The organism is Sulfitobacter sp. M05, from assembly GCF_029285175.1.
GTDB lineage: Bacteria > Pseudomonadota > Alphaproteobacteria > Rhodobacterales > Rhodobacteraceae > Sulfitobacter.
In genome coordinates, this window is record NZ_JABEDH010000008.1 from 120,099 (window position 1) to 130,376 (window position 10,278).

The window sequence follows — 10,278 nt, forward strand, 5'->3', positions numbered from 1 at the left end:
TATACCATGACCCCTGCCGAAGAACTGCTGAAATTACTGGATATCGAACAGCTTGAAGTTGACCTGTTTCGCGGTGTTGGCGGGGGCGGGGAAACCACAACCCGTATTTTCGGCGGGCATGTGATTGCGCAGGCGTTGATGGCCGCTTACCGCACTGTCGAAAACCGGCTTTGTCATTCGCTACACGCTTATTTCATCCGTCCGGGCGATCCGAATATTCCGGTGATCTATCAAGTGGACCGCGCCCGCGATGGCGGCAGTTTCACAACCCGTCGAGTGGTTGCCATCCAGCATGGTAAACAGATTTTCAATCTGTCAGCATCGTTTCATGTGGCAGAAGATGGGTGGGAGTATCAACACCCGATGAAAGATGTGGGCAGCCCCGAAGACTGGCCGAACCGTGACGAATTGCGGGCCACGTTTGTTGACCAGATACCCGAAAAATACCGCGCTGATTTCCTGCGCCAGCGCCCTATCGAGCTGCGCGAAGTTGCACCGCGTGATTTCTTTGCGCCCGAAGCTGTGGAGGACGTGAACCAGCTTTGGTTTCGGATGGAGGCGGCCAAGGGACATAACCCACAGATGCAACATTGCCTGTTGGCCTATGCATCAGACATGAACCTTTTGGGATCTTCCCTGCGGCCACACGGGCTGACTTGGTTTCAGGGTAAAGTCATGACCGCCTCGTTGGATCATGCAATGTGGTTTCATGCGCCGATCGAATTTGCCGATTGGCATTTGTACGATTTAGACGCCCCTTGGACTGGCGGTGCGCGTGGGTTTAACCGTGGATCGATCTATAATCAGAACGGTCAAATGGTTGCCAGTGTGGCGCAGGAAGGGCTAATGCGGCCATTGCATGAGAAGCGTCAAAGCTAAACAGGGTTGAGTTTTATCCAAGCGGGGATAGTCTTTGCGTATTCATTTTACACAAAGACCCTTTAGGATAATTCAATGGCAAAAGTTAAACTGACCGCTCCGGTCGGCCGTTCGCCGCGTGAGAGCGAAGGTAAGAAAGTCGAAAACAAGCCCGCTGATGTTATGACCGTGCGCGCCATGCTTGAGGCCAACAAGATTGGGCCTCTTGGTATGTCGTCAAAGGTGGATACGGGTCTGATAAAGGCAATCGAAAAGTATCAAAAGAAAATCGGTATCAAGAAACCGGATGGCGTAATTGACCCTGGTCAGCGCACATTCAACGCCGGGGTGACCAAATATGAAAAGGCCCTGAAAGAAGCCGCAAAAGAACCGCGCGTCAGGGTCAATTTCCGTGGCAAGGATATTGAGTGTTCGCAAAAAGAATATGACGCCCTCAAAAAGGAAGTCATCGGAAATTTGACCCCCTACATGAAATCATTGATTTCAATGCATAACTTCGCGGTGGAAGCCCATCAGGATTACCTTGATACCGCGATGTTGAAAGACGGTGTTTTGAACGCGGTTGCACAGGTCATCATCATCAAGGGTGGGGGCGTCAAAGAGGTCAATATCAAGTACGTTCTGGATTCGATCAAAGCCAAGGGCGCGCTGGAACGGGCCATTTCCACCAAAGATCTCAAACTGATTGACGAAGCCCTTCCTCCTGCGGAGAAGGCGATCAATGCACTCAATGCCGAACTGTTACGGTTCCTGAAAGAGTTCACAGGATCGGCCCAGACCACCGTGTTTGTCTGTTCCGTTACGTCTGCTGTGGGGTTTGCAGTTGTTGGCGCTTTGGCGGCTCCGGTGTTGGTGACAGGTGCCGGATTGTCAGCCGGATCGGCAGCCATTGTTTCAGGGGCGGGTGTTGGAATATTACAAAGCGCGAGCCAAGAAGTAGGCCGCCATGCCAGTGGGGCAAAGGGCGCCTCTGCATGGGGATCGGTCAAATCGGTGGTGATTGATGGCACGATAGGGGGCCTAACAGGTGGCATAGGGTCGAAAATTCCCTTGGGCTGGTGTGACGACGCGGCAAAAGCGGTCGCGCCCCGGCTTGCGTCAAAGGTGCCCTTCCTCGCCGGGAAACAGCTTGAAAGATACATCTCGAATTACCTTGCCGGGTCAGGTCAAGAAGTCATTAAAAGCGCGTTGGGTGAAGCCGTCAAGATTTTGGGCGCCTCCGCAAAATCCGGCAAAGCCCCGACACAGAAGGATTTCGACAAAGCCCTACAGAGTATTCTCTATTCCGCACTGCTGGCTGGGGTGGTGAAAAATCTTGGCTCGTTTCAAAAGAAATGGGCGTATAAGAACAAGGAGGTCCTGCAAGGCAAAATTCTTCCTGCGCGGTGGGACAAGATCGCCAAAAGCAACGACATCCCCAACACATTGAAAGCGAAAATGTGGGCCGAGGTGATGAACAAGGTTAGCGATGAAGGTTTGAAGGTTGGCTTCAATGCGGTGATCGCTGGGACCACCGGCAGTGAAAATGAAGCGAAATTCACCAAAAAGGCTGAAAAGGCGCTGAAGAAGGACAAGAGGATTGAAAAACTGGTCGATGCAGAGATCGAGAAGGCGCTGAAAAAATACAAGGTGGGCGCATAGGGTCAGTTGCTAGAGCAATTCGTTCAGTCTTTATCTCGGCCCCATGGGCAGACCCCGGATCGAGGTCGTATTTATGGGACCGGTTACTATGCCCTATGGCCTTGCGGCTGCATATAGATCACATAATGTAGTAGATGCCGGCGTCGATTTCACCCGCAACATTTGCATAGTTTTCGGTGCTTTCCGAGAAATACTGCAACATGTCTGCACGGCTAATCCCATCGGCCTGTTGTGCGCTCCAGAAGTCAAAACCGGCCTGATCCGGCGTACGGTCAAGTACGTTGCTATAAAGCAAGGTCAGAAAGGCGCTGTCGTCGAGGGTTTCTTCGGTGCCGAAGCGGGTGCGGAACTCTTCTGACATCAGGAATTCTTCGGCAACACCGACCAGATCAAAGACTTCATTGTCATATGTGTTGATCCAATGACCCAACCCCTCGTGATCGGGTGCGCGATCAAATGCGGCCTGATAAAGCCTGTACATCTGGCCCGCATTTCCGTCCGTATCAAAGGCGAGATAGCCGTTGTTCATTTCGATGCGCTCGATATTGAGCAAGGTATCGGGTGTACTGCCTTCCCGCCGGTGGGAAACAGACAGTTCGTTGTCAGAAACAACGTCGACCAAAAGATGGCCAAGGCTTCCCGCGAACTTATAGATATCAATCGCATCCCCGCCGGTGTGGGTTTGCGATTCGCCAAAGGTATCAACAAAGAAAAGACTTCCCGGCCCAGCGTTGCCAAAGGCCCTGCCGTGTGGTTCGAATTCAAACCTGTAAGTTACTTCGTCGATCTCAACAGTGCTGGACGGGCTTCCCTGGAAATCGTCACCACTAAATTGAAATCCCGAAACTTCGAAAACAACAGGGTCACCGTTCAATGTCCAGATGGCACTGGCGTCGCCGCGCTCTCCGCGGTGCCAGGTGGCATCTGACATATCCGCAGTGGGCGAGATGGTATCAATTAGGTCCAAAAGCCCTTCAGAAACAGTATCAACCGCCCTCGTGTAACGTGTCGAAGAATACGCGTGTTCTCCACCGTATGAGGTAGAGACAAAGTCCCCTGTTACTTTGGATACGCCGCTAAGCGGAGAAATCCAGAGGGTGTTTGCGTAGGTGCCCGAAGAGATATTATCGAAAGAAACCCGTACAGTGTCCAACCCTGATGGTGAGAAGGTGAAAAAGTCGTTGAAATCAGTGCCTGTTCGGTACCCGCTTGCAGAAATGCTATCGTATAGCCCAACCGAATCAACGACAGAAAAACTGGTGCTCGTGCTAGGCGCTCGTGTCACCTCGTCAAACGAAAGCGCACCTAGTTCCGTGCCGAAAAGGGGATTGTCGTTCCAGCCGCTATCATCTGCCATCGGTTAATACCTTCTTTTCTTGCGAGTCTGTTAAAGCAACTATTACGTTTGCTGGTATCCCAGATGCAACCAGAAAGAAGATATTGCCAATGGTACTGATATCGCTGGTGGAATTGCAGTTTTTGCGGGTTGCAATTCTCTGACTTTCGAAACAATTAGAACTGGGTTTCTCTGCGTTAGCCGAACATAAAGAAGCACAGTTTGTTGCCGTCATGGTCGCGGACGTATGCGCCATAGAAACGATCGGGAATACGTTGACCCGGCTCTCCGTCGCAAGTTGCCCCTAACGAAATTGCCCTGTGATAAAGCGCATCGATCTCTTCCTTGGTTGATACCGGAAAGGCAACCATCATGCCGTTGCCTGCGGTCGGGGCCTGCTTGTCATAGGGCTCGCAGACGGCCAGCATCGGCTCGCCTCGTTTGGTTCCGATAAAGGCGATACGACCGGAATCGATCACAACCTTGGCGCCCTGTTTTTCAAACAAATCCGTATAGAAGGTCTTGGCGTGTGCCATGTCTGACACGCCGATAGTGGTATAGCCGATCATTTTGTCTCCCTCACATTTTCTTGTCGGAGAACATGCGGTTCAACTTGCGCATGCCGCCGATCCAGCGGTCGTAATCGTCGGTCTTGTTCTTCATGTATCCGCGCACCTCTTCATGCGGCAGGATCAGGAAGGTTTCGTCGCGGATTGCGTCAAGACAGATTTGGGCCACCGGTTCAGGCTCCATCATGCCGTTGATGGCCGCCACATGATCCTCGTGACCGCGTGTCATTTCGGTGCGGACGGCTTGCGGGCAGAGGACCGAAACCTTGATGCCTTCGTCACCGTGGGTCATGGCAATCCATTCCGCCAGACCGACAGCAGCGTGTTTGCTTACCCCGTAAGAGGCTGATCCGATCTGGTTCAGCAACCCCGCAGCGGACGCCGTATTTAGCAGGTACCCTCCGCCACGTGCAGACATCAACGGCACCAGATGGCGCGCGGCCCAGACATGCGACATAACATTGATTTCCCATGTCCGCTGCCATTCTGCATTCGGGGTGTCCATACCGCCACCGACGGCGATGCCGGCATTCGACCAGAACAGATTGATCGGGCCAATGTCACGCTCTACACTGTCGATCATCTCGGTGATTTGGCTCTCGTTTGACACATCAACGGTATAGGCGGCCCCACCCACAGCTTCAGCAGTTGCGGCGGCCCCGTCACCATTGAGATCAACACAGACGACCTGTTTCGCCCCAGCATCGGCAAAGGCCATACATAATGCCCGCCCGATACCACTTGCCGCGCCGGTCACAACACAGATTTTACCTTTGATATCCATCAGATCATGTCCACATATTGGAACCGCCACAGACCGTAAGTGCCTGTCCGGTCATATATTTGCTGGCGTCTGAAGCGAGGAAAACGGCAAGGCCGGCAAAATCATGAGGTTCGCCAAGGCGACGCAGCGGGATTTCGTTTTCGATGCGCTTGGCAACTTCTGGATTGTCCCACAATTCACGGGCGAATTCGGTTTTCACAAGGCCCGGGCAGATCGCATTGAACCGCAAACCGTCGGGGCCGAACTCGGCGGCTAGGTTACGCACCAGACCGATCAATGCCAGTTTCGACATGCCATAGGTACCCAGCATGACCGAGGGCTTGAAGGCACCGATGGATGAGGTGAACGCCATCGAACCGGCCCCTTTGGCGACCATGTCAGGGGCCACCATCTTGGCCAGCCAAAGATTGGATTGAACGTTGGCATTCATGGTTTTTTCGTAGGCATCGTCGGGGATTTCCGAGGTTTTGCCATAGTAGGGGTTTACCCCTGCATTGCCGATCACCACGTCAATTGGTCCAGCCAGCTCATGTGTCTTGTCGACCAAAGCCTGTAATTGCTCTTTGTGCCCGACATTGCAAGAGACCGCATGTGCGGTCCCTTTCCCCAGCGCGTTAATGCCGGCAGCGGCTGCATCCAGCTGCTCTTGCTTGCGGGCCGAGATGACAACAGTTGCGCCATGTTCGGCCAAGGCGGTGGCCATCGCCAGCCCCATGCCTTTGGACGCACCTGTCAACAGCGCGACCTTGCCGGTCAGATCAAACAGCGCGCTCATCCCATGAACCCGCCTGAACCGCGCGCCTGGGTGTCGCCCTTGATGGCGTCTTGACGCGAATTGCTGTCCTTGTAGGTCTGGACCTCGTGGCGGGCGATCACGTGGTGATGCACTTCATCGGGGCCATCCGCATAGCGCAGCGTGCGCTGCTGGGCGTACATGCCCGACAACGGCGACCACTGGGAAATACCTGTCGCACCATGTACCTGCATCGCCTGATCAATGATGTCGCAAACCTGCTCTGGCACCTTGGCCTTGATCATGGACACCCAAATGCGGGCCTCCTTGTTGCCCAGAACATCCATTGCCTTGGCCGCTTTCAGGACCAGCAGGCGCATACATTCGATTTCGATCTTGGCACGGGAAATGGTCTCCATGTTCTTACCCAGATCAATAATCTTTTTGCCAAAGGCGATGCGGTTAAGGCCGCGGTCAATCATTAGGTCCAGGGCTTTTTCTGCCTGCCCGATGGAGCGCATACAGTGGTGGATACGGCCAGGTCCAAGGCGTACCTGTGAGATTTCAAACCCCTTGCCTTCGCCCCAAAGCATATTGGCTTCGGGCACCCGCACATCGGTAAATCTGATATGCATGTGGCCGTGCGGTGCATCGTCATGGCCAAAGACATGCATCGGCCCCAGAATTTCAACACCGGGGTGGTCCATCGGCACAAGGATTTGTGATTGCTGACGGAAAGGTTCGGCATCAGGTGAGGTTTTTACCATCACGATCATGATCTTGCAGCGCGGATCGCCAGCACCTGAAATATAGTATTTCTCACCATTCAGAACCCATTCGCCATTTTCAAGCACGGCTGACATGGCGACATTCTTTGCATCCGACGAGGCGCGGTCAGGTTCAGTCATCGCAAAGGCCGAACGGATTTCACCAGCCAACAGAGGCTTGAGCCACTGTTCTTTTTGTTCTGCTGTGCCGACACGTTCCAGAACTTCCATGTTACCGGTGTCTGGCGCGGAGCAGTTCAGGGTTTCGGATGCCAGCGGGTTCTTGCCCAATTCGGCGGCAATATAGGCGTAGTCAAGGTTGGACAGGCCTTCACCGGTTTCGGCGTTTGGCAGGAAAAAATTCCACAGGCCGGCATCGCGTGCTTTTTGCTTGGCTGCGTCCATTAGCTCCAGCTGTTTGGGGTGATAGGACCACCGGTCCTCGCGACCCTCGCCCAGACGGTGAAATTCTTCGGTCATAGGATCGACGTTTTCACGGATATGTTTGATCACTGCGTTCAGCAGCGGCTTGGCCTTGTCTGACATTTCGAGGTTGTTAAGGCTTAACGGTGAATTTGCATCGGACATAGGGGTGTCTCCTTTATTTTTCCGGTCACACTCTGGGTGACGTTATTTGTTGACCCAATTGGGCGCGCGTTTCTCGACAAAGGCATTTACGCCTTCCTTAAAGTCTTCGGTCTTGGACAGATCCGCGATAACCTCGCGGGAATAGCCGATGCTTTGTGCCATGCCGTCGCGTTGGTACATGTCGTTCAACACACGTTTGGTGGCTTTCACCGCAGAGGGCGAGACGCTGCACAGCTGTTGCGCTTTTTCCAGCGCTTTGGCTTTTAGATCGCCATGCGGATGCACCTCGTTCACGCACCCCATTTTCAAGGCTTCCTGCGCGTCGATGGTACGGCCCGTATACATCATTTCCTGCGCGGCCAGTCGCCCGATATAGCGCGACAGGCGCTGCACACCCGAAGCCGCGGCAAAGAACCCGACCTTGACTTCGGGCAGGGCGAATTTGGCGTTTTCAGAAGCAAGGATGATGTCGCAGCTAAGCGCTGTTTCAAAGCCGCCGCCCATGGCAAACCCGTTTACCGCGGCGATGATCGGTTTTTCCAGATCAAAGCGGGCAGAGAGACCGGCAAAACCGGAAGGCGTCATGGCCTTTTTGGACCCGCCCGCCGCCGTGGCCTTGAGGTCGTTGCCGGCAGAAAACGCCTTGTCGCCGGCACCCGTCAGAACCGCGACCCAAAGGTCTTGATCGGCGGCAAAGGCGTCCCAGCAATCCGCCATCTCGTTATGCATATCCACATGCACCGCGTTATAAACCTCGGGTCGGTTCATCGTGACCAGCAGAACATGGCCCTGTTTCTCGGTTGTGATGAAGTCGTAGCTCATACTTTCAGCCCTCCGGTGTCGATTTCAGTAAATTTGCCGCCATTGGCAGCCAGTTTGCGCAGGGTTTCTGCCGGTGCAAATGCCACGTCTTCGCGACCACGCTCTTCCATGCGGTCCAGCACGGCTTGGGCACCGACCATATCGCCATAAAACATCGGGCCGCCCTTGTCCGCAGGCCAGCCATAGCCGTTAAGCCAGACCACATCGACGTCGGACGGGCGCTGCGCCTTGTTTTCTTCAAGGATTTTTACCGCCTCGTTGATCATTGGATAGATGCAAATCTCAATAATCTCTTCTGCGCTCATTGTGCTGGGTTTCGCTCCGGTGATCTCCTTGATGATGCCAGCGGTTACATCGGACGGAACAGGCCGGCGGTTTTCGTCATAGTCATAAAACCCGGCCTTTGTTTTCTGCCCACGCCGGTCCAGCTCGCACAGGGCATCGCGGATCGGGTTGTCGGTCTTGGCCCCTTTGGACCAACCGATATCCAGCCCTGCAAGGTCACTCATCTGGAACGGCCCCATTTTGAAACCGAACTGATTTAGGGCCGCATCCACGTCCCACGGCATCACGCCTTGATAGACCAGTTTGTTGGCCTGAATTTGACGGGCAAAAAGGATACGGTTGCCGACAAATCCTGGGCAGACGCCAACCAGTGTAGCGATCTTATTGATGTCTTTTGCTAGCGCCATGCAGGTCGCCACCACGTCATCGGCGGTGTGTTCTGCCCGCACGATTTCGAGCAATTTCATTACATTTGCAGGCGAGAAAAAGTGCAGCCCGATCACATCCTCGGGGCGCTTGGTCATGCTGGCGATTTCGTTGATATCCAATGCCGATGTGTTCGTGGCAAGGATTGCGCCCGGTTTCATTACCGCGTCCAGCTCAGTAAAGATTTTGCGCTTGAGGTCCATGTTTTCGAATACCGCTTCGATCACCAGATCACAGTCGGTCAAATCTGCGATTGCGAGACGTCCGTCAAACCGACCCATGCGGGCCTCGACTTCTTCTTGCGGAAAACGGCCTTTGTCGGATGAGCGCTGATAGTTACCACGTACCACGGCCAAGCCACGATCCAGTGCTTCCTGTGCAGTCTCGACAATCTTGACGTTGAAGCCCGCAGTCGCAAAGTTCATTGCGATGCCGCCGCCCATGGTGCCAGCGCCGATAATTCCGACGGTTTTCACCGGGCGTCTGGGTGTATTTGCATCAAGGCCGGGAACCTCCCATGCGGCGGCACCGGCACTGGCGATATAGGCACCGATTTCTTGATCATCAGGGGTATTCATACTTGGGCCTCTCGATTGTCCAGACAGGACGTGCGGATTGCACGGCGGTGGATTTTATCAGTTGCACCGCGGGTCAGCACTTCGTGCTGGACCCAGAGATGCACGGGAATTTTGAATTTGGCGAGGTGGCCGTCGAGGAAGGCAGCCAAATCTGTACAGGTTATTGTGGTGCCCGCGCGCATTTGCAGTGCGGCCCCCACGACTTCGCCCAGCCGTTCGTCCGGAACGGAAAAGGCCACCGCCTCCAGCACATCGGGATGCCGGTGCAACGCCCCTTCGACATCCAGACAGGCAATGTTCTCGCCGCCACGGATGATGATATTTTTCTTGCGGTCCAGAATTGTGACGAAACCTTCGTCATCCAACACCCCCAGATCACCGGTGCGCAGCCAGCCGTTTACCAGTGTCTTGGCTGTGGCCTCCGGCTGGTTGAGATAGCACCGCATGATATGCGGGCCTTTCACCGCAATTTCCCCAATGGTCCCGTTCGGGACGTCCTTGCCGTGATCGTCCAGCATCCGCAGTTCCTGCACCGGCGGGTGTAGTTTTCCAGCGCTGTCGGGGCGGGCGCGATAATCGTCGCCAATCATCCCAATTCCCAGCGCATTGGTTTCTGTCATGCCCCAGCCGGTGGCGACGTCTGCATTGGGAAAAGCCTTGGCCAGCTGCGCCACCTGTGCGGCTGGTCGTTTCGCGCCGCCAGACCCCAGATAATCCATGCTGGGCAGTGTTTCTCCCATTTCCTTCGCAGCTTCCATCAGTTCGGCAGATTGTGTCGGCACGCCAAGGAAACGGGTGATGTCATTGTCGCGGATAAGGCGCACGGCCTCCTGCGCGTCCCATTTGTGCATCAAGGTGATTTTGGCACCC

General features: G+C 54.5%; 10 protein-coding genes. 2 read left to right on the forward strand and 8 right to left on the reverse strand.

Features of this window, described 5'->3' with window-relative positions:
* The first annotated feature begins 6 nt into the window (after positions 1-6).
* Both HKX44_RS19320 and HKX44_RS19325 read left to right on the forward strand, forming a co-directional pair.
* The gene (locus HKX44_RS19320; RefSeq protein WP_276152917.1) at positions 7-879 is read left to right on the forward strand and encodes an acyl-CoA thioesterase II; all 873 of its coding nucleotides are present in this window, start codon (positions 7-9) and stop codon (positions 877-879) included.
* Positions 880-954: 75 nt separating this feature from the next.
* Positions 955-2,520 (forward strand): hypothetical protein, encoded by a 1,566-nt coding sequence (locus HKX44_RS19325; protein WP_276152918.1) that lies wholly within the window; start codon positions 955-957, stop codon positions 2,518-2,520.
* A gap of 118 nt (positions 2,521-2,638) precedes the next feature.
* Here HKX44_RS19325 and HKX44_RS19330 read toward each other — a convergent pair whose 3' ends face one another.
* The 8 genes from HKX44_RS19330 to HKX44_RS19365 all read right to left on the reverse strand — a co-directional run.
* A complete protein-coding gene (locus tag HKX44_RS19330; protein WP_276153252.1) occupies positions 2,639-3,877 on the reverse strand; it encodes a DUF4214 domain-containing protein in 1,239 nt (412 codons plus the stop codon).
* A 176-nt stretch (positions 3,878-4,053) separates the two neighbouring features.
* Entirely contained in the window at positions 4,054-4,425 is a 372-nt protein-coding gene (locus HKX44_RS19335) for a VOC family protein (RefSeq protein ID WP_276152920.1), read from the reverse strand.
* A gap of 10 nt (positions 4,426-4,435) precedes the next feature.
* On the reverse strand, positions 4,436-5,209 hold the full coding sequence (locus HKX44_RS19340; protein WP_276152921.1) for an SDR family NAD(P)-dependent oxidoreductase: 774 nt from the start codon (positions 5,207-5,209) through the stop codon (positions 4,436-4,438).
* Between the two features lie 4 nt (positions 5,210-5,213).
* Entirely contained in the window at positions 5,214-5,984 is a 771-nt protein-coding gene (locus HKX44_RS19345; RefSeq protein WP_276152922.1) for an SDR family oxidoreductase, read from the reverse strand.
* A complete protein-coding gene (locus HKX44_RS19350; RefSeq protein WP_276152923.1) occupies positions 5,981-7,297 on the reverse strand; it encodes an acyl-CoA dehydrogenase family protein in 1,317 nt (438 codons plus the stop codon). The genes HKX44_RS19345 and HKX44_RS19350 overlap by 4 nt, the downstream gene beginning before the upstream one ends.
* Positions 7,298-7,339: 42 nt before the next feature.
* On the reverse strand, positions 7,340-8,119 hold the full coding sequence (locus HKX44_RS19355) for an enoyl-CoA hydratase-related protein (protein ID WP_276152924.1): 780 nt from the start codon (positions 8,117-8,119) through the stop codon (positions 7,340-7,342).
* Complete coding sequence (locus HKX44_RS19360; protein WP_276152925.1) at positions 8,116-9,408, reverse strand: 3-hydroxyacyl-CoA dehydrogenase; 1,293 nt, start codon at positions 9,406-9,408, stop codon at positions 8,116-8,118. The genes HKX44_RS19355 and HKX44_RS19360 overlap by 4 nt, the downstream gene beginning before the upstream one ends.
* The coding region (locus HKX44_RS19365) for a fatty acid--CoA ligase family protein (RefSeq protein WP_276155660.1) at positions 9,405-10,278 on the reverse strand (874 nt) is incomplete at its 5' end. The genes HKX44_RS19365 and HKX44_RS19360, both read right to left, overlap by 4 nt.

What these genes read in the sequence shown, in the direction of transcription:
- HKX44_RS19355 (WP_276152924.1), bottom strand. Translation starts at nt 8,119, where the DNA reads ATGAGCTACGACTTCATCACAACCGAGAAACAGGGCCATGTTCTGCTG.
- HKX44_RS19345 (WP_276152922.1), bottom strand. Translation starts at nt 5,984, where the DNA reads ATGAGCGCGCTGTTTGATCTGACCGGCAAGGTCGCGCTGTTGACAGGT.
- HKX44_RS19335 (WP_276152920.1), bottom strand. Translation starts at nt 4,425, where the DNA reads ATGATCGGCTATACCACTATCGGCGTGTCAGACATGGCACACGCCAAG.
- HKX44_RS19360 (WP_276152925.1), bottom strand. Translation starts at nt 9,408, where the DNA reads ATGAATACCCCTGATGATCAAGAAATCGGTGCCTATATCGCCAGTGCC.
- HKX44_RS19350 (WP_276152923.1), bottom strand. Translation starts at nt 7,297, where the DNA reads ATGTCCGATGCAAATTCACCGTTAAGCCTTAACAACCTCGAAATGTCA.
- HKX44_RS19330 (WP_276153252.1), bottom strand. Translation starts at nt 3,877, where the DNA reads ATGGCAGATGATAGCGGCTGGAACGACAATCCCCTTTTCGGCACGGAA.
- HKX44_RS19320 (WP_276152917.1), top strand. Translation starts at nt 7, where the DNA reads ATGACCCCTGCCGAAGAACTGCTGAAATTACTGGATATCGAACAGCTT.
- HKX44_RS19340 (WP_276152921.1), bottom strand. Translation starts at nt 5,209, where the DNA reads ATGGATATCAAAGGTAAAATCTGTGTTGTGACCGGCGCGGCAAGTGGT.
- HKX44_RS19325 (WP_276152918.1), top strand. Translation starts at nt 955, where the DNA reads ATGGCAAAAGTTAAACTGACCGCTCCGGTCGGCCGTTCGCCGCGTGAG.